This is a genomic window from Actinosynnema sp. NPDC037264 (assembly GCF_055603705.1).
This window is the reverse complement of sequence record NZ_JBVJVK010000071.1, coordinates 16,482-40,112: the sequence shown is the minus strand read 5'-3', so window position 1 is coordinate 40,112 and position 23,631 is coordinate 16,482. Positions and strand designations below refer to the sequence as shown.

25 protein-coding genes and 1 pseudogene are annotated in these 23,631 nt (G+C 72.7%); 15 read left to right on the top strand and 11 right to left on the bottom strand.

Going from position 1 to position 23,631, the window contains the following annotated elements; translation table 11 throughout:
• Positions 1-1,389: endo-1,4-beta-xylanase (locus ACZ7GX_RS40105; protein ID WP_498785040.1), on the top strand; the 1,389-nt coding region annotated here is incomplete at its 5' end.
• A gap of 53 nt (positions 1,390-1,442) precedes the next feature.
• Here the strand turns inward: ACZ7GX_RS40105 and ACZ7GX_RS40100 are convergent.
• Positions 1,443-2,018, bottom strand: coding sequence for a helix-turn-helix domain-containing protein (locus ACZ7GX_RS40100; RefSeq protein ID WP_498785038.1), 576 nt, complete (start codon positions 2,016-2,018; stop codon positions 1,443-1,445).
• 242 nt (positions 2,019-2,260) lie between these two features.
• Between ACZ7GX_RS40100 and ACZ7GX_RS40095 the strand changes: the two genes are divergently transcribed.
• Positions 2,261-2,680 (top strand): YciI family protein, encoded by a 420-nt coding sequence (locus tag ACZ7GX_RS40095; protein WP_498785036.1) that lies wholly within the window; start codon positions 2,261-2,263, stop codon positions 2,678-2,680.
• Entirely contained in the window at positions 2,677-3,975 is a 1,299-nt protein-coding gene (locus tag ACZ7GX_RS40090) for an RNA polymerase sigma factor (RefSeq protein WP_498785048.1), read from the top strand. Before ACZ7GX_RS40095 ends, ACZ7GX_RS40090 begins: the two co-directional genes overlap by 4 nt.
• Here the strand turns inward: ACZ7GX_RS40090 and ACZ7GX_RS40085 are convergent.
• The 3 genes from ACZ7GX_RS40085 to ACZ7GX_RS40075 form a co-directional block, all read right to left on the bottom strand.
• Positions 3,959-5,695 carry a serine/threonine-protein kinase gene (locus tag ACZ7GX_RS40085; protein ID WP_498785034.1) on the bottom strand — a complete coding sequence of 579 codons (1,737 nt, stop codon included), beginning with the start codon at positions 5,693-5,695 and terminating at the stop codon, positions 3,959-3,961. The genes ACZ7GX_RS40090 and ACZ7GX_RS40085 overlap by 17 nt on opposite strands.
• Positions 5,696-5,796: 101 nt before the next feature.
• Positions 5,797-6,933, bottom strand: a complete 1,137-nt coding sequence (locus tag ACZ7GX_RS40080; RefSeq protein WP_498785032.1) for a serine/threonine-protein kinase — start codon at positions 6,931-6,933, stop codon at positions 5,797-5,799.
• A 79-nt stretch (positions 6,934-7,012) separates the two neighbouring features.
• Positions 7,013-7,459 carry a DUF5946 family protein gene (locus ACZ7GX_RS40075; protein WP_498785030.1) on the bottom strand — a complete coding sequence of 149 codons (447 nt, stop codon included), beginning with the start codon at positions 7,457-7,459 and terminating at the stop codon, positions 7,013-7,015.
• Between the two features lie 197 nt (positions 7,460-7,656).
• Between ACZ7GX_RS40075 and ACZ7GX_RS40070 the strand changes: the two genes are divergently transcribed.
• On the top strand, positions 7,657-8,550 hold the full coding sequence (locus tag ACZ7GX_RS40070) for a trypsin-like serine peptidase (protein WP_498785028.1): 894 nt from the start codon (positions 7,657-7,659) through the stop codon (positions 8,548-8,550).
• A 111-nt stretch (positions 8,551-8,661) separates the two neighbouring features.
• A complete protein-coding gene (locus ACZ7GX_RS40065) occupies positions 8,662-9,249 on the top strand; it encodes an LURP-one-related family protein (protein WP_498785026.1) in 588 nt (195 codons plus the stop codon).
• Here ACZ7GX_RS40065 and ACZ7GX_RS40060 read toward each other — a convergent pair.
• On the bottom strand, positions 9,246-9,473 hold the full coding sequence (locus ACZ7GX_RS40060) for a hypothetical protein (RefSeq protein WP_498785024.1): 228 nt from the start codon (positions 9,471-9,473) through the stop codon (positions 9,246-9,248). The genes ACZ7GX_RS40065 and ACZ7GX_RS40060 overlap by 4 nt on opposite strands.
• Before the next feature lie 309 nt (positions 9,474-9,782).
• A complete protein-coding gene (locus ACZ7GX_RS40055; RefSeq protein ID WP_498785022.1) occupies positions 9,783-10,295 on the bottom strand; it encodes an RICIN domain-containing protein in 513 nt (170 codons plus the stop codon).
• A gap of 220 nt (positions 10,296-10,515) precedes the next feature.
• On the opposite strand from ACZ7GX_RS40055, the gene ACZ7GX_RS40050 reads away from it, so the two are divergent.
• The 7 genes from ACZ7GX_RS40050 to ACZ7GX_RS40020 all read left to right on the top strand — a co-directional run bounded on the left by ACZ7GX_RS40050 (position 10,516) and on the right by ACZ7GX_RS40020 (position 18,052).
• Complete coding sequence (locus ACZ7GX_RS40050) at positions 10,516-11,775, top strand: carotenoid oxygenase family protein (protein ID WP_498785020.1); 1,260 nt, start codon at positions 10,516-10,518, stop codon at positions 11,773-11,775.
• Positions 11,776-11,794: 19 nt separating this feature from the next.
• The gene (locus ACZ7GX_RS40045) at positions 11,795-12,676 is read left to right on the top strand and encodes a GntR family transcriptional regulator (RefSeq protein ID WP_498785018.1); all 882 of its coding nucleotides are present in this window, start codon (positions 11,795-11,797) and stop codon (positions 12,674-12,676) included.
• A 47-nt stretch (positions 12,677-12,723) separates the two neighbouring features.
• The gene (locus ACZ7GX_RS40040; RefSeq protein ID WP_498785016.1) at positions 12,724-13,470 is read left to right on the top strand and encodes an IclR family transcriptional regulator; all 747 of its coding nucleotides are present in this window, start codon (positions 12,724-12,726) and stop codon (positions 13,468-13,470) included.
• A gap of 93 nt (positions 13,471-13,563) precedes the next feature.
• A complete protein-coding gene (locus ACZ7GX_RS40035; RefSeq protein ID WP_498785014.1) occupies positions 13,564-14,583 on the top strand; it encodes an Ldh family oxidoreductase in 1,020 nt (339 codons plus the stop codon).
• Positions 14,580-15,938, top strand: a complete 1,359-nt coding sequence (locus ACZ7GX_RS40030; protein ID WP_498785012.1) for an MFS transporter — start codon at positions 14,580-14,582, stop codon at positions 15,936-15,938. Before ACZ7GX_RS40035 ends, ACZ7GX_RS40030 begins: the two co-directional genes overlap by 4 nt.
• Complete coding sequence (locus tag ACZ7GX_RS40025) at positions 15,935-17,287, top strand: mannitol dehydrogenase family protein (protein ID WP_498785010.1); 1,353 nt, start codon at positions 15,935-15,937, stop codon at positions 17,285-17,287. The genes ACZ7GX_RS40030 and ACZ7GX_RS40025 overlap by 4 nt, the downstream gene beginning before the upstream one ends.
• A complete protein-coding gene (locus ACZ7GX_RS40020; RefSeq protein ID WP_498785008.1) occupies positions 17,288-18,052 on the top strand; it encodes an SDR family NAD(P)-dependent oxidoreductase in 765 nt (254 codons plus the stop codon).
• A gap of 228 nt (positions 18,053-18,280) precedes the next feature.
• Here the strand turns inward: ACZ7GX_RS40020 and ACZ7GX_RS40015 are convergent, their stop codons facing one another.
• Together ACZ7GX_RS40015 and ACZ7GX_RS40010 are read right to left on the bottom strand one after the other, a co-directional pair.
• Positions 18,281-18,628, bottom strand: coding sequence for an ArsR/SmtB family transcription factor (locus ACZ7GX_RS40015; RefSeq protein ID WP_498785006.1), 348 nt, complete (start codon positions 18,626-18,628; stop codon positions 18,281-18,283).
• A gap of 39 nt (positions 18,629-18,667) precedes the next feature.
• Positions 18,668-19,264 (bottom strand): short chain dehydrogenase, encoded by a 597-nt coding sequence (locus ACZ7GX_RS40010; protein WP_498785004.1) that lies wholly within the window; start codon positions 19,262-19,264, stop codon positions 18,668-18,670.
• Between the two features lie 70 nt (positions 19,265-19,334).
• On the opposite strand from ACZ7GX_RS40010, the gene ACZ7GX_RS40005 reads away from it, so the two are divergent.
• Complete coding sequence (locus tag ACZ7GX_RS40005; protein WP_498785002.1) at positions 19,335-20,207, top strand: LysR family transcriptional regulator; 873 nt, start codon at positions 19,335-19,337, stop codon at positions 20,205-20,207.
• A 47-nt stretch (positions 20,208-20,254) separates the two neighbouring features.
• Positions 20,255-20,842, top strand: coding sequence for a TetR/AcrR family transcriptional regulator (locus ACZ7GX_RS40000; RefSeq protein WP_498785000.1), 588 nt, complete (start codon positions 20,255-20,257; stop codon positions 20,840-20,842).
• Here the strand turns inward: ACZ7GX_RS40000 and ACZ7GX_RS39995 are convergent.
• Positions 20,833-21,435 (bottom strand): aldo/keto reductase, encoded by a 603-nt coding sequence (locus ACZ7GX_RS39995; protein WP_498784998.1) that lies wholly within the window; start codon positions 21,433-21,435, stop codon positions 20,833-20,835. The two genes, ACZ7GX_RS40000 and ACZ7GX_RS39995, sit on opposite strands and share 10 nt — an antisense overlap.
• Before the next feature lie 106 nt (positions 21,436-21,541).
• Positions 21,542-21,856 (bottom strand): annotated as a pseudogene (locus ACZ7GX_RS39990) (aldo/keto reductase); the annotation flags it as partial.
• 251 nt (positions 21,857-22,107) lie between these two features.
• On the opposite strand from ACZ7GX_RS39990, the gene ACZ7GX_RS39985 reads away from it, so the two are divergent.
• Entirely contained in the window at positions 22,108-22,539 is a 432-nt protein-coding gene (locus ACZ7GX_RS39985) for an organic hydroperoxide resistance protein (protein WP_498784996.1), read from the top strand.
• Positions 22,540-22,588: 49 nt separating this feature from the next.
• Here ACZ7GX_RS39985 and ACZ7GX_RS39980 read toward each other — a convergent pair whose 3' ends face one another.
• On the bottom strand, positions 22,589-23,506 hold the full coding sequence (locus ACZ7GX_RS39980; protein ID WP_498785046.1) for an alpha/beta fold hydrolase: 918 nt from the start codon (positions 23,504-23,506) through the stop codon (positions 22,589-22,591).
• Positions 23,507-23,631 lie beyond the last annotated feature (125 nt).

Below are 23,631 nucleotides of genomic sequence, written 5' to 3'. Positions count from 1 at the left end.
ACCGACAACTGGTCACACGCCAAGACCCAGGGCGTCTACCGGATGGTCCAGGACTTCAAGTCCCGCGGCGTGCCCATCGACTGCGTCGGCTTCCAAGCCCACTTCAACAGCGGCAACCCCGTCCCCTCCAACTACCACACCACCCTGCAGAACTTCGCCGACCTCGGCGTCGACGTCCAGATCACCGAACTCGACATCGAAGGCTCCGGCTCCTCCCAGGCCCAGCAGTACCAAGGCGTCGTCCAAGCCTGCCTCGCCGTGACCCGCTGCACCGGCATCACCGTCTGGGGCATCCGCGACACCGACTCCTGGCGCGCCTCCGGCACCCCCCTGCTCTTCGACGGCTCCGGCAACAAGAAAGCCGCCTACACCTCGGTCCTCAACGCCCTCAACGCCGCGAGCCCGACCGGCCCCACCACGACCACGACCACGCCGCCGAACAACGCCAACTGCGCCAACGGCTACGTCGCCCTGACCTACGACGACGGCCCCAAGGCCGGCACCACCACCCAGCTGCTCAACGCGCTGCGGTCGGCCGGGCTGCGGGCCACGTTCTTCAACCAGGGCAACAACGTCCAGGCGAACCCGGCCCTCACCCGCAGCCAGCGCGACGCCGGCATGTGGGTGGAGAACCACAGCTGGTCGCACCCGCACATGACCCAGCTCAGCCAGGCCCAGATGACCTCGGAGATCTCCCAGACCCAGCAGGCCATCCAGTCCGCCACCGGCGTCGCGCCCAAGCTGTTCCGCCCGCCCTACGGCGAGACCAACAGCACCCTCAAGGCCGTCGAAGCGCAGTTCGGCCTCACCGAGGTGCTCTGGAACGTCGACTCCCAGGACTGGAACAACGCCAGCACCGCCCAGATCGTCCAGGCCGCGTCCACGCTGCAGAACGGCGGCGTCATCCTTATGCACGACGGCTACCAGACCACCATCAACGCCGTCCCCCAGATCGCGTCGAACCTGGCGAGCCGCGGCCTGTGCGCGGGCATGATCTCGCCGTCGACCGGTCGGGCCGTCGCGCCGACGGACACCCCGCCCGGCACGACCAACCCGACGACCACCACCACGACGCAGCCGGATGGCGGCTCCTGCACCGCGACCTACCGCACGAGCCAGCAGTGGGGTGACCGCTTCAACGGCGAGGTGACGATCCGGGCCGGCGCCACGGCGATCACCAGCTGGACCGCCACCGTGACCGTCACGTCGCCGCAGAAGATCTCCGCGACGTGGAGCGGCACGCCCACCTGGGACTCCAGCGGCAACGTGATGACCATGAAGCCCAGCGGCAACGGCAACCTCGCCGCAGGTGCGAGCACCACGTTCGGCTTCACCGTGATGGCGAACGGCCAGTGGGCCGCGCCGACGGTCAGCTGCCGAACCCCGTGACGCACGCCGGTGTGCCCCTCACAGCGAGGTGAGGGGCACACCGGCGTGCCTGCTCAGGTGCGGGTCTTCACGTGGGCGCGTTCGCCTTGCGGGCCGAACAGGATCAGCAGTTCGACGGGCTCGGCGCCGGCGGTGCCGAGCCAGTGCGGTACCCGGGTGTCGAACTCGGCCGCTTCCCCCGGCGTGAGCACGATGTCCTGCTCGCCGAGCACGAGCCGCAGCCGTCCGTTGAGGACGTAGAGCCACTCGTGCCCCTCGTGGGTCTGCGGCGTGGGCACGGCGTCGTGCAGCGCGCCCGGGATGAGCACCTTGAACGCCTGCGTGCCGCCCGGTCGGCGGCTCAGCGCCATGAACGTCATGCCGTGCCGCCGGATCGTGCGGATGTGGATGCGCGGATCGCCGGTGGGCGGTGCGCCGACGAGCTCGTCGAGCGGCACGCCGTGCGCCCGCGCCAGCGGCAGCAACAGCTCCAGGTTCGGCCGCCGTCGGCCGCTCTCCAGCCGTGACAGGGTGCTCTCCGAGATGCCGGTGGTCTCGGCCAGCTCGGCCAGGGTGACATCGCGGGCACGGCGCAGCGCCCGCAGCCGCGGTCCCACGGCGGTCAGCACGCGGTCCAGGTCGTCGTCCATGCCCCGCAGCTTGCCAAGACGGCAAGGTCGTTTGCCACTCCGGTGACCGGCTGACCACGGTGTCCGGTGTGGCCGGTGGCGCGGGCGCGCCGTGGATCCGCGCGGACCGGCTCGGCGAAGTAGGCTGCCCGCGCTCTCTCGGAAAAAGTTCGGCGGGTGTGTCGATCCGCGGCGCGGTCCGTTCGACCTTGGGGTGACAGGGTCCGAGAGAGGGCCCGGACGACGGCCAGGGAGACGGAACCATGAAGTACATGCTGATCATGCGCGCGACCGACGAGGCCTACGCCCAGATGGGCGACATCGACTTCACCGAGATGCTGGAGACGATGGGCAGGTTCAACGACGAGCTGATCCGGGCCGGCGTGCTGGTCGCCGCGGAAGGGCTCGCCGAGGCCGAAGAGGGCGTGGTGGTCGACTACTCGTCCGAACCGCCCGTGGTCACCGACGGCCCGTACGGCGAGACGAAGGAGCTGTTCAACGGCTTCTACATCCTCAACGTGGCGTCGAGGGAGGAAGCCGTCGAGTGGGCCAAGCGGTTCCCGATCAGCGGGCCCGGCTTCAAGACCGAGATCCGCCGGGTCTCCTCGATCGACGAGTTCCCCCAGGACAACGAGTGGATCCAGAAGGAGCGGGCGTGGCGGGAAGCCACCGGTCAGCTCTGAGCGGGTCGACCGCGGGCGACCCCACGGGCCGCGGCGCCGTCGGCGCCGTCTGGCGGATCGAGTCGGCGCGGATCGTCGGCGCGCTCGCGCGCTACACCGGCGATTTCGCGCTGGCCGAGGACCTGGCGCAGGAGGCGCTGGCGGAGGCGCTCGTGACCTGGCCGCGCGACGGCGTGCCGACCAACCCGGCGGGGTGGTTGCTCACCGTCGGCCGGCGGCGCGCGATCGACGCGTTCCGCCGGCGCTCCGCCCTCGACGAGAGGTACGCCGCGCTCGCGCACGACCTCGGCGAGGGCGGAGCCACCTCGGGTGGCGGCCCCGTCGACGCCGACGACCTGCCGTGGGACCCGGACCAGATCGACGACGACGTGCTGGCGCTGATGTTCATCTCCTGCCACCCCGTGCTGTCGCGGGAGGCGCGGGTGGCGTTGACGCTGCGCGTGGTCGGCGGTCTGACCAGCGACGAGATCGCCAAGGCGTGCCTGGTGCCGACCGCGACCGTCCAGGCCAGGATCACCAGGGCGAAGAAGACGCTCGGCGCGGCCGGCGTGCCGTTCGAGGTGCCGACGGCCGAGGAGCGGACCGCGCGGCTCAACTCGGTGCTCAACGTGGTCTACCTGATCTTCACCGAGGGGTCCACGGCCAGCTCCGGTGACGACCTGATCCGGTTCGACCTCGCGGGCGAGGCGCAGCGGCTCGCCCGCGTGCTGAGCAGGCTCGTGCCCGACCAGCCCGAGGTGCACGGCCTGCTGGCGCTGCTGGAGCTGACCGCGGCGCGCTTCCCCGCCCGCACGGGGTCGGACGGCGAGCCCGTGCTGCTGGAGCACCAGGACCGCCGCCGCTGGGACCACGCCGCGATCCGGCGTGGACGTGCCGCGCTGGCCCGTGCCGAGAAGGTCGGGCGCGGCCTCGGGGCCTACGGCTTGCAGGCGGCCATCGCCGAGTGCCACGCCGTCGCGCCCTCGGTGGAGGCGACGAACTGGGAGCGGATCGTGCTGCTGTACGAGGCGCTCGGCCGGCTCGCGCCGTCACCGGTGGTCGACCTCAACCGGGCGGTGGCGGTGTCCATGGCCAGTGGACCGGCCGCGGCGCTGCCGATCGTGGACGGGCTGGCGGGCTCCGACGCGCTGGCGAACTCCTACCTGCTGCCCAGCGTGCGCGGTGAGCTGCTGTGCAGGCTGGGTCGAGGGGACGAGGCGCGGGTCGAGCTGGAGCGGGCCGTGCGGTTGTGCGGCAACGAGCGTGAACGGGCGGTGCTGGAGCGCAAGCTCGGCGACCTCAGGACATCTGGGTGAGGATCATCGTGTTCCACCAGTAGCCGAGCTGGTCGAGCGAGTCGGGGTCGAGCGCCGTCGACGACCGCAGCTCGCCGGTGACGGAGGTCCGGGTGTCGACCCACCACACCCGGCCGACGCCGTCGGCGACGAAGCAGGTCGTGTACTCGCCGGGGACGGGACCGCTCTCGGACCGGTAGTACAGGGAGTAGTGCGCGGGCTGGGTCAGGGGTCGGCAGCCGCCCTGGCTGTCGTCGCGCGGGATGCGGTTGGCGTCCACGAGGGCTTTGAAGTGGGCGTCCTGGGCGGCGCGATCGGTGAACAGGTGGAACACCGCCTGGTCCGGTGGCGGGAAGCGGAAGTGCGCCGAGTTCGCCTTGGTGCACGTGACGGTCGCGGCCGCTCCCCCGCTCGACGGGGTGGGCGCGCAGCTCGGGTTGCCCCGGTAGACGGTGGGCAGCCGTTCCAGCAGCACGGACGCCTGCTGGTCGACGGTGGTGGTGGTCGGCGCGGGCGTTGTCGACGTGGTCGCCTTGGAGGTCGACGTCGTCGTGGAGGCCGAGGTCGTCACGGAGGTCGTGGGGGAACTCGCGAGCCGGCCGTCGCCCAGCCAGTCCGACGACCAGACCAGCACCACGGCGACCAGCACCAACGCCACGGCGCCGGCGACGATCGGCGCGACCGGCACCTTGCGCTCGGGCACCCGCCGGGGCGGACCCGTCACGGGGTTGGGGACGAGCGGCAAAGGCGTGCCGTGAGTGGGGGTGAACGGCGCTCGCACGCCCTGGGCAGCGGCGGGTGCCGGAGGGGTGCCCGGGGCAGCGGCGGGTGGCGCGGGAGTGCCCTGGGCCGGGGTGAACGGCGCGGGCGTGCCCTGGGCCGGGGCAGGTGGGGTGGACGGTCGAGGTCGAGCGGGGACAGGTGGCGGGGTGGCGAGGGCTTCGGCCGCCGCGGCGGCCAGGGCGCCGGCGGTCTGGAAGCGCTGCGCCGGGTCCTTGGCCATGCCGCGCCCGATAACCCCGTCCAACGCGCGCGGCACGGCGGGGTTGGCGGCGGAGGCGGCGGGCGGTGGCTGCTGGAGGTGCGCCCAGAGCAGGGCGGCGGCGCTGTCCGCCTCGAACGGCCGGTTGCCCGTGACGCACGCGTGCAGCACGCAGGCCAGGGCGTAGACGTCCGCGCGGCCGTCCACCTGCCCGTCGCCGAACCGCTCGGGCGCGAGGTAGTCCAGGGTCCCGATCACCGCGCCGGACGCGGTCAGGTGCGTGCCGGCGGGCAGGACGCTGCGGGCGATGCCGAAGTCGACCAGGTACACGAAGTCGTCCGGCGTGACGAGGATGTTCGACGGCTTGACGTCCCGGTGCACCAGGCCGTCCGCGTGCGCGGCGTCGAGCGCGCCGGCGACCTGGGCGACGATCCGCACCGCCCGCGCCGGGTCGAGCGGCCCGTCCGCGACGACCGCCGCCAGGTCGCGCCCCTCCACCAGCCGCATGTCCAGGTAGAGCCGGCCGTCGATCTCGCCGTAGGCGTGGATCGGGATGACGTGCGGTTCACGCAGCCGTGCCGCGATCCGCGACTCGCGCCGGAACCGGGCGCGGAAGTCCTCGTCGTCGTTGTGCTCGGCGGAGAGCCGCTTCAACGCCACCACGCGGTCGTGCGCCGTGTCGTGGGCCCGGTGCACCTCGCCCATGCCGCCGCGCCCCAACAGCTCGCCGACCCGATAGGGCCCGAACTCCTCCGCCATGACTCCCCCGGCTCCGCCACGCCGCCACTGCAGGACCGACGCGGATCAACGCCACAGGGTTCCACGCACGTGATCGGATCCGGCGCGGCGGGTGCGCCCGCTCAGGGTTTGCCCTTCCCTGCCTTGCCGGACGACTTCCCCTTCCCGTCCTTGGCCTGGCCGGGCGCGGGTCCCACCTTCGGACCGGCGACGGGCCGCTCCTCGATGACCGGTGTCGTCGTGCTCGTCGTCGTGCCGGTCACCGGCTGGTCCCGCGGCGTGGTCGTGTCCTGGACGACGGCTTGCGGCGCCGGCTCCACGGGCGCGGACGTGGCCGGTGAAGGTCCGGGCGACACCGCCCAGGCGATGCCGAGCGCGCCGACCAGCCCGGCCGCCGACGCGACGAGCGCCGTCAACTGCCGACGTGAGCCGGGCGCGGCGGTGGCGACGGTCGGGTCGTCGCCGGGGCGGCCCCGCAGCACGCGGGCGCACTCGTCGGCGGTGGGCCGGCGACGAGTCGACAGCGCGGTGGTCAACGACAGCAGGCGCACCAGGTCGGCGGGCAGGTCGTCGGGCACGGCCGGCGGGCGGTGCAGCCGGGCCACGGCCGACTCGACGTCACCGCCCGGGTACTCGCGGCGACCGGTCAGGCACTCCAGCAGCACCAACCCGAACGAGTACACGTCGGCGGCCGGTCCGATCTCGCTGCCGCGCACCTGTTCCGGCGCCAGGTAGGCGGCCGTGCCGACCATCTGGTCGGTTCGGGTGAAGCGGGTGGTGTCGGCCAGGTGCGCCAGCCCGAAGTCGGCCAGGTAGGGCGTGCCGTCGTGGTCGAGCAGGATGTTGGACGGCTTGACGTCCCGGTGCACCACGCCCTGCTCGTGCACGTAGGCCAACGCGTCGGCCAACTGTGCGCCCAACTCCCGCACCTCGGTCACCGACAGCGGTCCGTCGGCGATCCGATCACGCAGGGTGCGGCCCTCGACCAGCCGCAGCACGACGAACGCGGTGCCGTCGGCGTGGCCGGCGTCGTACACGGAGACCAGCCCGGGGTGCGACAACGCGGCGAGCGTCCGGGCCTCGTTGTCGAACCGCCGCCCCGCGTCCGCGTCCGCGGTGGTGTCGAACAACTTGACCGCGACGTCCCGCCGCAGCACCGCGTCCCACGCGCGGCGCACCTCGGCCATGCCGCCGACGCCCAACGTGCCGGCCAACTCGTACCGACCGGCCAGGAGCTCGCCACAGCCAGGAAGCGACACCGCTACCACCCTCCGGCGGGGACACAGGACACCCTCAGGTGCCCCTTCCCCGCCGACCACAAACGCGACGCCTTCGGGGTCAGCGCCGCCAGGCCGCGACGGTGGCCGCGGTCCAGGCGCCGACCCGGTCCGGGAAGCCGGTGGCGGGGAACGTGCCGTCCACGGCGACGTCGTCGATGGTCACCTCGAAGGCCCTCGGCGTCGGGCCGAGCGGTGCGACCGGCACGCCGGCCACGACGTCCGCGAGCCCGCTGCCGTGCCGGGAGTTGGCGCGGCGCATCGCTTCGGCGAACCGGGTGACCGCGGTCAGGCCGCCGTCCAGGTAGACGTGCAGGGTCGCCCACGGACGGGCCCGGTCCCGCTCCGGCAGGCGGCCGGGGTGCTGGAGCAGGAAGCACGACACGGTGACGCCGTGCAGCGGTCCCCACGGGGCGCGCCGGGAGTGGTCGAGCGCCAGCACGACGTGGAACAGCTCCTCGCACGAGTGCGGACGGGCGGGCGCACCGCACTCGGAGCAGCGGGTCATGGACGGGACCGTACGAGCTCCACCCGCTGGAAGGTCAAGCCGTGCCCACCTCGGGCCACGCCGGGCGTGTCCCACGACGCCGGCGGGGGCGGAGCCGGCCGGTTCTCACCCGTTCGCCGGAGACGCCCGGGCGTTGCGCTGAGTAACTTTCACCACACGGTCCCTGCCATTGATCGACCCACGAAAGGTGGAAGATCATGAACCGTGCTGTGAAACGACTGGTCACCCTGGCGAGCGCGCTGGCCTTGTCGGTGATCACCGTCCCGGCGGCGCAGTCCGCCCCCGCACCAGGCTCCTACTGGACACCGGAACGGATGCGCGCCGCCGTTCCGCTCGACCTCCGCACCACGGCCCCCTCCGCGCTGCGCTCCACCGTCCCGGCCGGCGAGCCGACCACCATCGCACCGCTGGCCTTCCCCAACGGCGGCAGCGCGTGGACCGGCGGCGGCGCGGTCGTGCGGACCGCGGGCCGGGTGTTCTTCACCTACCAGGGCCGCAACGCCTCGTGCAGCGGCAACGCCGTCACCAGCGCCAACAAGAGCACGGTCGTCACGGCCGGGCACTGCGTGAAGCTCGACGGCGCCTACCACACCAACGTCGCGTTCGTCCCGGCCTACGACAACGGGAACGCCCCGTACGGCACGTGGAACGCACGTGCCACCTTCGCCACCCCCCAGTGGCACGCGAGCGAGGACATCAACTACGACATCGGCGCCATCGTCGTCGGGCAGCTGAACGGCCAGTCCCTCACCGACGTCGTGGGCGCGCAGGGCATCGCGTTCAACCTGCCGCGCGCCGACAACACCTACGCGTTCGGCTACCCCGCCGCCGCGCCGTACGACGGCACGAAGCTCGTCTACTGCAGCGGTCGGACGTTCAACGCCTTCCTCAGCGACGGCATCGGCATGACGTGCAACATGACCGGTGGCGCCAGCGGCGGCCCCTGGTTCCGCGCGTTCTCCGAGGCGACCGGCGTCGGCACGGTCAACTCCGTCAACAGCTACAAGATCAACCTGTTCCCGAACTGGATGTTCGGCCCGTACTTCGGCGCCGACGCCCAGAACCTCTACAACCAGGCGCAGGCCGCCTGACCTCGGACGGCGGGCCGGGCCGCGCGCCCGGCCCGTCACCCGGCCCCTGTGGTGATCTTCACACGGTCGGGTGACAAACTTCGGGCTCACCGAAGCCCAGGGGGAACGTCCATGCTCACGCAGGCCACGAACGTGCTGCACATGCACCAGAAGGTCACCTTGATGGTGAACCGCTACGAGGTCTTCGCCGACAACGGCGGCGAGCCCGGTCCGCTGGTGGCGTTCGTCGAGCAGAAGCGGATGGCGTTCAAGGAGCAGGTGACCATCTACACCGACTCCAGCAAGAGCCAGGTGCTCGCGGGCTTCCGCGCGCGCAAGGTGATCGACCTCGGCAGCGGCTACGACGTGATCGACGGCGCCGGGCAGTCCATCGCGCTGTTCCGCAAGGACTTCGGCAAGTCCCTGATCAACTCGACCTGGCACCTCGACCAGCCGAACGCGCCGACCACCACGGGCCGCGAGCGCAACCACGGCCTCGCCGTTCTGCGCCGCCTCTGGGGCTTCCTGCCGCTGGTGAACAACATCCCGTTCCCGTTCCGCTACCACTTCGACTTCGCCCGCGACGGTCAGCCGGTGTTCAGCGTGGACAAGAAGACGTGGGTCCGCGACCACTACCTGATCCGGATCACCGACCCCTACATCGACCGCCGTGCGGTCATCGCGCAGGCCGTCGCCGTGGACGCCCTCCAGTCCCGTTAGGCCCGCGCACCGCTCGTGGCGGAGGTCGGGCCCGGGCTCAGGGCGACCGCGGCCATGGACTTGGGATCCTCGGCCACCAGGCTCGCGCGCACCCACCGGTTCAGCGCGGCGCACACCGGCGCAGGCAGCGGAACGCCGCCGGGACGCCAGAACGCGGGCACGTGCTCCAGTCGCGCGTCGGCGTCGACCAGCGCCCGCCTGGCCAACCCGGGCTCGCAGACCACCGCCTGCCGGCGAGCGTGCGGAAGACGGGCTTCCGCACGCACCGCCGGTGCAGCGCCCGCATCCCCGCCACCCCAGTCGGTGGATCGGACCGAACGACATCGGTCAGTAGTAGCTGGAGCCCACCGGCACCCACGCCAGGCGCCGCACTCCCCGTTCCGTCCCCAACCGGCGCAGCAACGGCCTCGCCAAGCGCTTCACGCGACTCCTCCCCGCAGCAGGACCGATCGGGTCGATCGCCGAACACGTTCGAACAAGCCGAGCCCGCCCGATGACGTCACGCGCCATCGGGCGGGCCAGGGGTCGGAAGATCAGATCGAGACGTACCAGAGGGTGAACACGAAGTACGACGGATTGCACGGGTGCTGACTGACGGGAGCCTTGTACTGCAAATGCTCCGCCGCCGCGCACCCGCCGCTGTGCAACGCCCTCAGGTAACCGGACGACGGGTCGAAGTTCCACTTCTGGTTCGGCACGTCCATGCAGATGTACTGCTGGATCGTCGCGCCCGGGTCCGTGCTCGCGCCGCGCACGTCGAGGCATTTCTGACTGGCGACGTTCCTGAACTGGCCGTAACCGGGCATGGTGCTCGGGAGGTACTCCCACTGCTGGTTCGCGCCGCCGTTGCAGTGGTAGGTCTGCACCGGCTTCTTGTTGTCCAGCGAGCCGCCCGGCACGTCGAGGCACATGCCGCTGGCCCGGTTGACGATGGTGGTGACGGCCGACGCCGAGATCGAGGCCGTGGCCGGAACCGTCGGGAAGAGCACGGATCCGACCGCGGTCAACACCGCGACGGCGACCATCGAGAATCTTCGTGTGATCATTCGGCAAGTAGAGCAGGAAGCCGAATCGGACCGGGACGACCATTCGCGGTAATGGCGAGTGACGACCGAAGTCGAAATACCGAAGTTCGCCGCACATTTCGTATTCAGAGGTGATGGGCCACACTGGGCCCCGACCCGCTCGTGCGGTTGCACTAGTGCACAGCGGGGCATTTGCCGTCATCGCGAGAAGTCCGGCCGATCTCCCGCATACGGTTTTCACATGAAGTACCTGGAGGGGCCTTTCGCCCCGGTCACCGAAGAGATCACCGCGCACGACCTCGCCGTCACCGGGCGGATCCCGGCCGAGCTCGACGGCCGTTACCTGCGCAACGGGCCCAACCCGTTGGGCGTCGAGGACCCCGCCGTGCACCTGTGGGGCATGGGGCAGGGCATGGTGCACGGCGTGCGGCTGCGCGACGGCCGGGCCGAGTGGTACCGCAACCGCTTCGTCCGCACGCCGGGCTTCGCGCCGATGGTGCACGTGTTCGAGCACGCCCGGCGGACGTTCGCCCTGGCCGAGGGCGGCCTGCCGCCCGCCGAGCTGGACGCCGAGCTCAACACCGTCGGCGTGTGCGCCCTCGGTGCAACGGCCGAGGGCTTCACCGCGGGCGCGCACTCGAAGCACGACCCGCTCACCGGCGAACTGCACTCGCTCTCGTACATGCCCGGGCACGAGTTCGTCCAGCACATCGTCATCAACGCGGACGGGCACGTCGTGCGGACCACCACCGTCCCCCTGACGCGGACGCCGTTCATGCACGACTTCGCGCTCACCGAGAACCACGTCGTCCTCTGGGACACGCCGATCGGCTTCGACGGGTTCGAGTGCCGCTGGCTCCCGGAGCACCCGACCCGGGTCGGCGTCATGCCGCGGACCGGCGGCGACGTGCGCTGGCTCGATATCGACCCGGTGCACGTCAGCCACACGCTCAACGCCTACGACGACGGTGACGCGGTCGTGGTCGACGTCGTCACGGCCGAAGGTCCGTTCGACCCGGCCGACCCCGGCGCGATCCGGCCCGCGCTGGACCGCTGGACGATCACCCCGGACCGGGTCGACCAGCGCCGCCTGGACGACCGGCCGCAGGACTTCCCGCGGGTCGCCGAAGCCCGCGCCACCCGCGCGCACCGGTACGGCTACTCCGCCGCGACCGCCCTGTACGGCATCCCGTTCACGCCCGAGGGCACGCCGTCCGACGACGCCTTCACCAACGCCCTGGTCAAGCACGACCTGCACCGGGGCACGTCCGAGGTGCACGGGTTCGGCCGGCACGAGGCGGTCGGCGAGGCCGTGTTCGCCGCCACGGGGCAGGGCGAGGACGACGGCTACCTGCTCACCTACGTCCACAACCCCGAGCGCGGCGCGAGCGACCTCGTGATCCTCTCGGCCCAGGACTTCACCGGCGAACCCGTGGCCCGCGTGCACCTCCCGGCCAGGGTGCCGCTCGGCCTGCACGGCAACTGGTTGCCCGAGCACTGAAGCCTGGCACGATGACGCCGTGAACGAGCCGCCGCCGTACCTCCGGATCGTCGCCGAGGTCGAACGGCGCATCGCGGACGGCGAGTTGCGGCCCGGCGACCCGGTCCCCACCACCAGGGCGATCATGCGCGAGTGGGGCGTCGCCATGGCCACCGCGACCAAGGCGCTGGCCGCGCTCAAGCAGACGGGCGCCATCGAGTCGACGTCCCGCGTCGGCGCGGTGGTGGCCCGGCGCAGGCTGCCGTCGCGGTCGGCGGGCGGTCTGGACCGCGACCGCGTCGTCCGGGTGGCCATGGGCATCGCCGACGCCGACGGCCTGGCCGCGCTGTCCCCCCGGGCGGTCGCGGCCAAGCTCGGCGTCGCCACCGTGACCCTGCGCGAGCACTTCGACGCCGACCTCCCCCAGCTCGTCGCCGACGCCGCGTTCGCGGAGATCGAGTACCCGCGGCCGCCGCCGGGGTGGCGGGCCCACCTGCGGGTCGCCGCCCGGCTCCAGTGGGCGGCCTACCAACGCCACCCCTGGCTGCCGCGACTGGTGTCGATCGTCCGGCCGGCCACGCTGCCGGGACTGCTCGCGTACGCGGAGTGGACGTTGCGGGCGCTCGACGGCCTCGGGCTGGACGAGCGCACCCGCCTGCACGTCTACGCCGCCGTGGTCAACCACGTGCGCGGCACGGCGCTGAACATCGAGAGCGAGGCCGGCGCGGAGCTGGACACCGGGATGACCAGCAAGCAGTGGATGACGGCCCGCCTCGCCGTCGACGGCCCGCTGATCGCGCACCTCGCGCGGGTCACCGAGCCGGGCGCGGACGTCGACCTCGAGTCCCTGTTCGACTTCGGCCTCGAACGCCTCCTCGACGGCCTGACCGCGGTCGTCACGCCGCGCAAGAGCCACCGCTGATCCGCGCGCGCCGGTCGTGGTGATCGAACCTGGCCTACATTGAGGCCATGAGTGGCGACGCACCGCTGTCCGCGGCCGAGAAGACGCTGAGCGTCCTGGAAGCGCTCGCCGACCACTCGCGCATCGCCGACATCGCCGACGCCTCCGGCCTGCCGAAGCCCACCGTGCACCGGATCCTGCAGACCCTCGTCCAGCGCGGTTTCGCGCGGGCCGACGGTCGGGGCGGCTACCTCGGCGGCCCGCGCATCCTCAGCCTCGCGGGCCGGTTCCTCCAGCGCCTCGACGTCGCCGAGCACGTCCGCCCGACGCTGCGCGACCTCCAGGAGCGGACCGGGTGGACGGTCCACTTCGCACTGCTGTCCGGCGACGAGGCGGTGTACGTGGCCAAGGTGGAGGGAGCCCGGCCCTACCACCTGGCCTCCCGCGTCGGCATGAGCCTGCGCCTGCACTGCACGTCCATCGGCAAGGCGATCCTGGCCGCCCTGCCCGACGACGAGGTCCGGGCCCTGGCCCGCCGCACCGGCCTGCCCGCACGCACCGAGCGCACCATCACCGACGAACGCGCCCTGCTCGCCGAGCTGGCCGAGGTCCGCGCACGCGGTTACGCCGAGGACCACGAGGAGAACGAGGCGGGCGTGCGCGCGGTCGGCGCGGCCGTGGTCAACCACACCGGTGAGGTGGTCGGCGGGCTGTCGGCGGCGTCGCTGGTCGACCTCGCCGAGGCGCCCCGGGACCTGCCGCAGCTGGTCGTGCGCGCCGCCGCCGAGGTCTCGCGCGCGTTGGGCGCCGACTGAACCGAATCGCCCTGTGACCGCCTTCACAAGGCGGGGCGAGCCATGTCATGGTGGAGCCATGTCGATGGAACCGCATTCCGTCAGGCGGAACGCATGAAGGTCACGTCGAGCGAGCTCACCAAGCTCGCGGTCCGGATCCTGCTCGACGCCGGCACGAACCTCGTCGACGCCAAGGCGGTCGCGGGCTCGCTGGTGGAGTCGAACCTGACCGGCCACGACTCGCACGGCGTGCGCAGGCTCGTCGACTACGTGGCCCGCATCCGCGACGGCCGGATCGACCCGCGCGCCCGCCCCGGCGTCGACCACCCGCGTCCGGGCACGGTCGTGGTCCGCGGCAACGGCGCGCTCGGCCGGGTCGCGGCCGGTGTCGCGGCCCGCGAGCTGCGCGCCCTGACCCGCACGCACGGCAGCGGCGTCGCGGTGATCCAGGACTGCAACCACGTCGGCAGGCTGGGCGAGTACGTCGGCTTCCTGGCCGAGCACGACCTGGTCGCGCTCGCGTTCGGCAACGCCGACGCCACCGTCGCGCCCTACGGCGGCCGGGAACGGCGACTGGGCACCAACCCGCTCGCCTGGGCCGCGCCCCGTGCGGCGGACCGCCCGCCGATCGTGGTCGACTGGGCCACGTCCGGCGTGGCCGAGGGCAAGCTGGCGGTGGCCCGCGACCGCGGTGAGCGGGTGCCCGAGGGCCTGGTGCTCGACCCGGACGGCCGACCGACCACCGATCCCGGCGACTTCTACGCGGGCGGCGCGCTGCTGCCGTTCGGCGGGCACAAGGGCTACGGCCTGAGCGTGCTGATCGAGGTGGTGGGCGGCCTGCTCACCGGCATGGGCATCGGCAGCCTGCCGGGCTACCGCGGCGGGTTCGGCACAGTGCTGGTGGCCGTCGACATCGGCTCGCTCACCCCGGTGGAGCGGTTTCGCGAGCAGGCGGAGCTGTTCTGCCGCGAACTGGCCGGCACCCCGCCCGCCCAGGGCGGCGGCGAGGTGCTGGTGCCGGGCGAACCGGAGGCACGCACCCGTCGCGCCCGGTTGCGCGACGGCATCCCGATGACCGAGGAGACCTGGCGCGAGCTGCACGGCCTGCTCACGGCAAAGGAGGGAACGACATGACCGGAGCCGCCGACCGCACCGCGGCCGAGCACGACGCGGTGCGCGAAGACCCCGCCGGCGGCGGGCGACTGCGCCGCGTCGTCGGCGCGTCCGTGGTCGGCACCGCGTTGGAGTGGTACGACTTCTTCATCTACGGCTTCGCCGTGACGCTGGTGTTCAACGAGCTGTTCTTCGTCACCGAGGACCCGGCGACGGGTGTGGTCGTGGGGTTCGCGACCTTCGGCGTCGGCTTCGCGGTCCGGCCGCTGGGCGGCTTCGTGTTCGGCCACCTCGGCGATCGCATCGGCCGCCGGTCGACGCTGGTGGTCACGACGCTGGTCATGGGCGTGTCGACCGGGTTGATCGGCCTGCTGCCGACCTACGACTCCATCGGCATCGCCGCGCCGATCCTGCTGACCGTGCTGCGGATGTGCCAGGGCCTCGGCGCGGGCGCGGAGTTCGGCGGCGCGTCCACGCTGCTGGCCGAGCACGCCCCGCCGCGCAGGCGCGGCTTCTTCACCTCGTTCGCGCAGACCGGGGTCCAGCTCGGCCTGCTGTCGGGCACGGTGGTGTTCCTGCTGGTCGAGACGCTGCCCCGGCAGACGGTGCTGGACTGGGCGTGGCGCATCCCGTTCTGGTTCAGCTTCGCGCTGATCGCGGTCGCGCTGTACGTGCGGCTGCGGGTCGACGAGTCGCCGGTGTTCCAGCGCATGGCCCGGCAGCGGACCACGGTGAAGCTGCCCGTGTCCGACGCGCTGCGCCGCTACCCGCGCAACTTCCTGATCGGCATCGGCGCCCACATCTGCGACACCGCGATCGTCTACATCTACGCCACCTACAGCCTCGCCTACATCACCAAGTCGCTGGCGCTGCCGCGCTGGGTCGGGCTCACCGGCGTGGTGGTGTTCGGCGTGGTCGTGATCGTGCTGCAACCGGTGTACGGCGCGTTGTCCGACCGGATCGGGCGGCGACCGCTCAACCTGTTCAGCGTGGTGTTCACGGCGGCGTTCGCGTTCCCGTTCTTCCTGCTGCTCGACACGCGCGAACCGGTGCTGATCTGGGTGGCGCTGGTGGTGGCGACGGCGTTCGGCCTGGCGCCGATGATCGCGGTGCAGCCCGCGTTCTACGCCGAGCTGTTCGGCGCGCGCGTCCGCTACACCGGGTTCGCCGCGTCCCGCGAGATCGGCGCGGCGCTGGCCGGGTTCTCGCCGCTGGTGGCCGCCGCCCTGGTCGCGCGGGCGGACGGGCAGGGGTGGCCGGTCGCGCTGTGGATGATCGGCACCGCCGTGGTGTCGTTCGTGGCGTTCCTGCTCTCGGCGGAGGGCAAGGACGTCGACATCGCCGCCGTCGACACCGCCGGGGTGGCGCCGAGGTGACCCATCCCCGCCTGTCGACGGCCCGGCTGCCCGGGTGGCTGGCGGCCGACCTGCCGAGCGCGCCGGTCGGCATCGTCCACATCGGACTGGGCGCGTTCCACCGGGCCCACCAGGCGGTGCTGACGCAGGAGGCGATGCGGGTCGAGCCCGGGCCGTGGGGCATCTGCGCCGTGGCGCAGCGCAACGGGCGGCTGGTCGACGCGCTGGTCGAGCAGGACCACCTGTTCACCGTCACCGAGCGCGGCGCCGAGGACGACCGGCTGCGCGTGGTCGGGAGCGTGCGCGAGGCGCTGCTGGCCGTGGAGCAGCCGGATCGGCTGACGGCCGTGCTGTCCGAACCGGACACCCGCGTGGTGACGCTGACCGTCACCGAGGCCGGCTACCGGCACGACCCGGTCACCGGGCGGCTGCGCGCGGACGACCCGGACGTGGCGGCCGACCTCGCGGGCGGGCCGCCGCGCACCCCCGTGGGGCAGGTGGTCGCCGGCCTGCGCCGCCGCCGTGCTCGCGGGCACCCCGGGCTCACCGTCCTCTCGTGCGACAACCTGCCCGACAACGGCCGCCTGGTCGCGCGCCTGGTGCGGGAGTTCTGCGCCCGGCGCGGGGAGGGCGACCTCGCCGAGTGGGTCGACGAGCACGTGCGGTTCCCGTCCAGCGTGGTGGACCAGATCGTGCCCGCCACCACGGACGCCGACTTCGCCCGCGTGTCCGAGGTCCTCGGCTTGGAGGACCGGGCCGCGGTGGTCGGCGAACCGCACCGCCGGTGGGTGGTGGAGGACGACTTCGCCGCCGGGCGTCCCGCCTGGGACGAGGTCGGCGCGGAGCTGGTGGCCGACATCGCGCCGCACCAGGCCGCGAAGCTGCGGCTGGTCAACGGCACGCACTCGGCGCTCGCCCACCTCGGCCTGCTGGCCGGCTGCACGAGCACCGCCGACGCGTTGGGCCGCCCCGAGCTCGCGCACTTCGCCGAACGCCTGCTGCGCACCGAGACGGGACCGTCGTTGCGCCGGTTCGGCCGGTGCCCGGGCGAGCGGGAGGTCGAGGCGCTGCTGACCCGGCTGGCCAACCCGCGGATCACCCACCGGCTGGACCAGATCGCCGGCGACGCGCTGCGCAAGCTGCCCCAACGCCTGCTCGACCCGGCGGTCGACCTGCTGGTGCTGGGCATCGAGCCGCGCCTGATCTGCCTGGCCGTCGCCGGTTTCCTGCACCAGCAGGACTTCCCGGTGCTCACCTTGCCGCTGCCGCTGCGCGAGTCGCGCGTGTTCCGCGCGCTGCTGGCCGACGCGGTGCGCCGGATCGACCAGGACGGGGTGGTGGCCACCCTGCGCGGGATCGGGAGGATCTGAATGGACCTGCACGACACCGTCGCCGTGGTGACCGGCGGCGGCACCGGGATCGGCCGCGCCACGGCCCTGGCGCTGGCCCGTGCGGGCTGCCGGGCGGTCGTGGTGACTTACTCGCGGTCCTCCGCCGACGCCGAGTCCGCCGTGGCCGAGCTGACCGCCGCCGGGTGCGAGGCCGTGGCCGAGCGAGTCGACGTGGCCGACGACGGCCAGGTGCGCTCGACCGCCGAACGGGTGCGCGCCCGGTTCGGCCGGGTCGACGTGCTGGTCAACAACGCGGGCACGACGAAGGCCGTGCCGCACGCGGACCTCGACGCCCTGACCGACGAGGTGTTCCACCACGTGCTCGACGTCAACGTGGTCGGCACGCTCCGCGTCACGCGTGCGTTCGCCGAGGACCTGCGGGTGGCCCGCGGCGCGGTGGTCAACGTCGCGTCCATCTCCGGCTACCGGGCCGGCGGGTCGTCCATCGCCTACGGCGTGAGCAAGGCGGGGCTGCTGCAACTGACCCGCAACCTCGCCGTGGCCCTCGCGCCGGACGTGCGGGTCAACGCCGTCGCGCCGGGCACCGTGACGACCCGGTGGCAGACGTCGCTGCACGGCGAGGCGGGGTTCGCCGAACGGGCGGCGGCCGAACGGCGAACCGTGCCGCTGAGCCGCACCGCCGATCCCGGGCACGTGGCGCAGGCCGTGCTGGGGCTGCTGGCGATGGACCTGGTGACCGGCGAGGCGATCATCGTGGACGGCGGCAAGCACGTCGTGTACTAGGACCCTCCCGACCGCAACCACACCACCTCGCACGGCCAACGCCACCACCCGGCCGCACCACGCGCCCTGCGCCACCGCACAGCCGGACACCCCGACCCGTCCGGCGGCGCCACGCGCCCTGCACCACCGCGCAGCTCAGCCAATCCAGCGCCACCGCGCCACGCGCCCTGCACACCACCGCGCAGCTCTGCGAAACCAGCGCCCCCACACCGCGTCGAGGGTCGAGCCCTACGGGGCGTCCCGGTCCGCCGCCTCCGCGATGCGCTTGATCGCCGCCAGCCGCCGGTCCCAGTCGGCGGCCAGCGAGGCCATCCACCGAGCCGTCGCGTCGAGTGCCGCGGGTCGCACCGAGTAGCGCACCTCACGCCCCACCCGACCGCCCGAGACGAGCCCGGCGGCGTCCAGCACGGCGAGGTGCTTCACCACCGCCTGCCGTGACACGGGCAGCTGCTCGGCCAGCTTCGTCGCCGTGGTCTCACCCTGCGCCGCGAGCAGGTCGAGCAGCTGACGGCGCGTCGGATCGACCAGCGCGGTGAGCACGCTGTCGACCTCGTCGGCGGCATTGCGGTCGTCCATCCCGCGCATATGATCGCACGCGGGATTCGCCGGACGCGCCTACAGCTCGTAGACCTGCCCCGTCTGCGCGCCCTCGACCGACCGGACGTAGGCCCGGGCGACCTTGGCCAGGTCGACCGACTCCATGCCGGGGAAGAAGTCGCCGTAGGCGTCGAGGCTCTCGGTGAACACGGTCGGGCTGACGGCGTTCACGCGCTGCGGCGCGATCTCGATCGCCGCCGCCCGCACGAACGCCTCGACCGCGCCGTTCGCCAGGGAAGCCGCGCTGCCGGTCGGCACGGGCTCGCGCGCCAGCACGCCGGTGATGAGCGTGAACGAACCCCGTTCCGCGATCCGGCCGACGCCCTGCCGGACGAGCTCGACCTGGCTCAGCACCTTCCCCCGGAACGCGTCCAGGTAGTCCTGCGCGGTCATCTCGGTGACCGGCTTCCACGGCACGTCGCCCGCCGCGCTCACGACCGCGTCGACCCGGCCCGCCCGCTCGTACATCTCGGCGACCTGCGCCGGGTCGCTGACGTCGTGGCGCAGGTCGCCGCCGGAGCGCCCGACAGTGACGACGTCGTGGCCGCGTTCGGTGAGGGCGCTGTGGACGGCCGTGCCGAGCGTGCCGCCGGCGCCGATGAGGACAATCTTCATGGCGATCACGCTAGAGCCGATCCGCACCGTCCGTGAAATGCCGAATGCGCAGCACTTATGCTCCACGGTTATGAATGTGGAGTTGCGGCACCTGCGGGCGTTCGCGGCGATCGGCAACGAGCGGACGATCACCGGCGCCGCGGCCGTGCTACACGTCAGCCAGCCCGCGCTGTCCCGCACGTTGGAGCAGTTGGAGAGCAGGCTCGGCACCAGGCTGGTCGAGCGCACGACCCGCAGCCTGGCGCTGACCGAGGCCGGCGTGCGACTGCTGGCGCACGCCAACCGCATCCTCACCCAGGTGGATGACGCGCTGGCCGAGGTCAAGGCCGGGCCGAGGGCGCTGCGCGTCGGGTTCGCCTGGGCCGCGCTCGGCAGGCACACGGTGCCGTTGCTGCGCGGTTGGCGCGACGCCCGGCCGGACGCGGAACTGCGGGTGTTCCGGCCGGACGACCCCGAGGGCGCGTTGCGGCGCGGCGAGATCGACGTGGCGTTCGTGCGCTCGCCGGCGGCCCCCGATCGCGACCTGGCGTCCGCCGACCTCTACCTCGAACCACGCGTGGCCGCCGTGTCCGAAGATCACCCGTTCGCGCGAGCCCTCGCCGTCCGGCTGGACGACCTCGCCGACCGGCCCGTCGCGATCTGCGCCACCGCCACCAGCACCAGCACCGACCTGTGGCCGGCCGACCACCGCCCCGACGCGCTCGACGTGGCCAACGCCGACGAATGGCTCACCGCGATCACCACCGGCGACGCCGTCGGGGTCACCACGGACGCGACCGCGCACACCCACCCGCACCCCGGCGTCCGCTACGTGCCGATCACCGACGCCGACCCCGTGGCGGTGCGGGTGGTCTGGCCCCGGAGCGCGACCCACCCCGCCACCGACGCCTTCCGCGAGCACGCGCGCGTGCTGCTCCGGGGAGCGGCCCGGTCCGAGAGCTGACGCGCACCGCCCATACTGGACCAGTCGGTACAGTCCAGGGAGGGCCCGTGCTCACGAAGAAGGGCGCCGCGACCCGGCAGCGGATCGTCGAGGCGATGGCCGCGGAGATCCGCGAGCGCGGCATCAACGCGGCCACTCTGGAGGACGTCGGGCGGCGCAGCGGCACCGGCAAGAGCCAGCTGTTCCACTACTTCCCCGAGGGCAAGGAACAGCTCCTGCTGGCCGTGGCCCACTGGGAGGCCGACCGGGTGATCGAAGACCAGCAGCCGCACCTCGGGCAGCTCACGTCGTGGGCGGCGTGGCGGCGGTGGCGGGACGTGGTGGTCGAGCGCTACCGCAGGCAGGGCGTGCACTGCCCGCTCGGCGTGCTGATCACCGAGGTCGGCAGGCACACCCCGGCGGCACAGGCGGTCACCCGGCAGCTGCTCGCCCAGTGGCAGCACCAGGTCCGGGTCGGCATCGAGCAGATGCAGGACAGCGGCCGGGTCAGCCGCCGCGTCGACCCGCACCGCACGGCCGGCGCCGTCATCGCGGCGATCCAGGGCGGGGTGACGATCCTGATGTCGACGGGCTCCGCCGAACACCTCGAATCCGCCCTGGACCTGTGCCTGGACCACCTGCGCGACTACCGCTGAGCCCAGTTGCGCACGACCGGGCGGTAGCCGGCCGGCTTGTCGCCGAGCTTGACCCCCGGGCTGACCAGCCACTCCTGGTAGTCCGGCGTGAACATCCGGTAGACCGACGCCGGCGGCTCGGCACTGGCCCGGTCGAGCCGGTCGCGCAGCTCCGCCGGCAGCTCGAAGTCCAGCGCCGCCACCGACGTGCCGAGCTGCTCCGCGCTGCTCGCGCCGACGATGGCCGCGCCGATCCCGGGCCGGTTCGCGACCCAGTTCAGCGCGACCTGGGCCATCGTCACCCCCAGCTCGGCGGCCACGGCCTCCACCACCTTCAGCAGCTCCCACTGCCGGTCGGTCCACGACGACCCGCCGCCCGCGAGCCTGCCCTCGCCGGTCGGCCCGGCGTCGGAGTGGCGGTACTTGCCGGTGAGGAAGCCGCCGCCGAGCGGGCTCCACGCCGTGACGCCGAGCCCCAGCTCCTGCCCCACCGGGACGTGTTCGGCCTCGACGGTCCGGTCGATGAGCGAGTACGGCAGCTGGAGGCTGATCATCGGGGTGAGCGAGTGCGCCTCGGCGAGGGTCTGCGCCCGCGCGGCGTACCAGGCGGGCACGTCGGACAGCCCCGCGTGGCGGATCTTGCCCGCCCGCGCCAGGTTCGTCGAACGTGCGCAGCACCTCGTCGACCGGTGTCAGCCGGTCCCACGTGTGCAGCAGGAACAGGTCGACGTAGTCGGTGCCCAGGCGCCGCAACGACGCCTCGACCGCCCGGATCATGTGCTTGCGGCCGTTGCCGCCCGCGTTCGGGTCGCCGGGGTCGACGCTGTTGGTGAACTTGGTGGTGAGCACCACCCGGTCGCGCACGCCCGCCTCGGCGACGAGGCGGCCGAGGATCGTCTCGCTCTCGCCCGCGGTGTAGAAGTCCGCGGTGTCGAGGAAGTTGCCGCCCGCCTCCAGGTAGCGCCGGAAGATCGGCCGGGCCTCGTCCTCGGTCCTGCCGTACGCGGCGTGGAAACCGCCGGTGCCGAAGGTCATCGTGCCCAGCGCCAGCCGGCTGACGCGCAGCCCGGAACGGCCCAACAAGAAGTACTCGTCCAATGCCATGCGGCCCACGGTGCCGAGTCGAAAATGTACCCGCAAGTACAGAAATCGATGACGTACACGCATGACGTCGTCCGACGGTCGCCGGGGACCGCACCGCGTTCCTAGTGTCGCTCCGGGCACTGCGGTGAAGTCCGAGCACCGCGGTTCCCCCGCACGAACATCCCGAGAACGCAGAGGAAACCATGTCCGAAGTCACGTACACCGCAGTCGCCACGTCCACCGCGGAAGGGCGCAACGGTGGCCGTGCGTCCTCCGACGACGGCGCGCTCGACGTCGCCCTCGCCGTGCCGAAGGAGCTCGGCGGCGCGGGCGGCGCGACGAACCCGGAGCAGCTTTTCGCCGCCGGCTGGGCGTCCTGCTTCGTCGGCGCGGTGCGCCGGGTGGCGGCAACGAAGAAGGTCCGCCCGACGGACCTCGCCGTGGTCGCGGAGATCACGCTGCACCACGACACCGTCGCGAGCGAGTTCAAGCTCAGCGCCGTGCTCCGCCTGACGGCGTCGGGCATCGACCAGGCGACCGCCGAGGAGCTGGTCGACGGCGCGCACCAGGTGTGCCCGTACTCGAAGGCGACCCGCGGCAACATCGAGGTCACCCTCCAGGCCGCCGCCGTCTGACCACAGTGGACGCACGCGCCCGGCCGGGGTCGGGCGCGTGCGTCGACGTTCAGAGGTGGTCGGCGTCGACGACCGCCCGGGCGAACGGCTGCGGCGCCTCCTGCGGGACGTTGTGGCCGATGCCCTCGAAGACCCGGTGGTCGTACCGGCCGGTGAACTTGTCGCGGTAGGACGCGCCGTCCGCCGCCGCGCCGTCGAAGTCGCTGCCGATCGTGATCGCGGGCACGGCGATGGCCGGCGCGGTGGCGAGTTGCCGTTCGTAGCGGTCGTACCGGGTCTCCCCGGGCGCCAGGCTCAGCCGCCAGCGGTAGTTGTGGATCACGATGTCGACGTGGTCCGGGTTGTCGAACGACACCGCGCTGCGGTCGTACGTCGCGTCGTCGAAGTCCCACCGCGGCGACGCGTCCCGCCAGATCAGCTTGTTGAACTCGTGCCGGTTCCGGCGGTAGCCGAGGACGCCTCGTCCGGTGGCGAAGTAGTACTGGTACCACCAGTTCCGCTCGGCCGCCGGCAGCAGCGGCTCCAGGTTCTTCGCCAGGTTCGTGACGAGGTACCCGCTCACCGCGACGATCGCCTTGCAGCGCTGTGGCCAGAGCGCGGCCACCACGCCCACCGTCCGCGCGCCCCAGTCGAACCCGCCGAGCACCGCCTTGTCGATCCGCAGCGCGTCCATGAAGGCGATGACGTCGAGCGCCACCGCGGACTGCTGGCCGTTGCGGGCGGTGTGCGGCGACAGGAACCTGGTTTCGCCGTAGCCGCGCAGGAACGGCACGAGGACGTGGTAGCCCTCGGCGGCCAGCAGCGGCGCGACGTCGACGTAGCTGTGCGCGTCGTACGGCCAGCCGTGCAGCAGCACGACGGCCTGGCCGGTGCGGGGGCCGAACTCGGCGTAGGCGATGTCGAGCACACCGGCCCGCACGTGCTTCAGCCGGCCGAGCGAGGTGTTGCCGCCGGTTCGCCCGCCCAGCGCGGCGGCGGTCGGTGTGGGGGGGGGGGGGGGAGGGGGACCGCCGGCGCACGGCCCCCCCCCCCCCTCAGCCTCCTTCCGTCCTCGTGTACCCTTTCTCCTTTCCTCTCCTCCCCCCTTCGACC

What these genes read in the sequence shown, in the direction of transcription:
- ACZ7GX_RS40100 (WP_498785038.1), bottom strand. Translation starts at nt 2,018, where the DNA reads ATGGACGACGACCTGGACCGCGTGCTGACCGCCGTGGGACCGCGGCTG.
- ACZ7GX_RS40095 (WP_498785036.1), top strand. Translation starts at nt 2,261, where the DNA reads ATGAAGTACATGCTGATCATGCGCGCGACCGACGAGGCCTACGCCCAG.
- ACZ7GX_RS40085 (WP_498785034.1), bottom strand. Translation starts at nt 5,695, where the DNA reads ATGGCGGAGGAGTTCGGGCCCTATCGGGTCGGCGAGCTGTTGGGGCGC.
- ACZ7GX_RS40075 (WP_498785030.1), bottom strand. Translation starts at nt 7,459, where the DNA reads ATGACCCGCTGCTCCGAGTGCGGTGCGCCCGCCCGTCCGCACTCGTGC.
- ACZ7GX_RS40070 (WP_498785028.1), top strand. Translation starts at nt 7,657, where the DNA reads ATGAACCGTGCTGTGAAACGACTGGTCACCCTGGCGAGCGCGCTGGCC.
- ACZ7GX_RS40065 (WP_498785026.1), top strand. Translation starts at nt 8,662, where the DNA reads ATGCTCACGCAGGCCACGAACGTGCTGCACATGCACCAGAAGGTCACC.
- ACZ7GX_RS40055 (WP_498785022.1), bottom strand. Translation starts at nt 10,295, where the DNA reads ATGATCACACGAAGATTCTCGATGGTCGCCGTCGCGGTGTTGACCGCG.
- ACZ7GX_RS40050 (WP_498785020.1), top strand. Translation starts at nt 10,516, where the DNA reads ATGAAGTACCTGGAGGGGCCTTTCGCCCCGGTCACCGAAGAGATCACC.
- ACZ7GX_RS40040 (WP_498785016.1), top strand. Translation starts at nt 12,724, where the DNA reads ATGAGTGGCGACGCACCGCTGTCCGCGGCCGAGAAGACGCTGAGCGTC.
- ACZ7GX_RS40035 (WP_498785014.1), top strand. Translation starts at nt 13,564, where the DNA reads ATGAAGGTCACGTCGAGCGAGCTCACCAAGCTCGCGGTCCGGATCCTG.
- ACZ7GX_RS40030 (WP_498785012.1), top strand. Translation starts at nt 14,580, where the DNA reads ATGACCGGAGCCGCCGACCGCACCGCGGCCGAGCACGACGCGGTGCGC.
- ACZ7GX_RS40020 (WP_498785008.1), top strand. Translation starts at nt 17,288, where the DNA reads ATGGACCTGCACGACACCGTCGCCGTGGTGACCGGCGGCGGCACCGGG.
- ACZ7GX_RS40015 (WP_498785006.1), bottom strand. Translation starts at nt 18,628, where the DNA reads ATGGACGACCGCAATGCCGCCGACGAGGTCGACAGCGTGCTCACCGCG.
- ACZ7GX_RS40010 (WP_498785004.1), bottom strand. Translation starts at nt 19,264, where the DNA reads ATGAAGATTGTCCTCATCGGCGCCGGCGGCACGCTCGGCACGGCCGTC.
- ACZ7GX_RS40005 (WP_498785002.1), top strand. Translation starts at nt 19,335, where the DNA reads ATGAATGTGGAGTTGCGGCACCTGCGGGCGTTCGCGGCGATCGGCAAC.
- ACZ7GX_RS39985 (WP_498784996.1), top strand. Translation starts at nt 22,108, where the DNA reads ATGTCCGAAGTCACGTACACCGCAGTCGCCACGTCCACCGCGGAAGGG.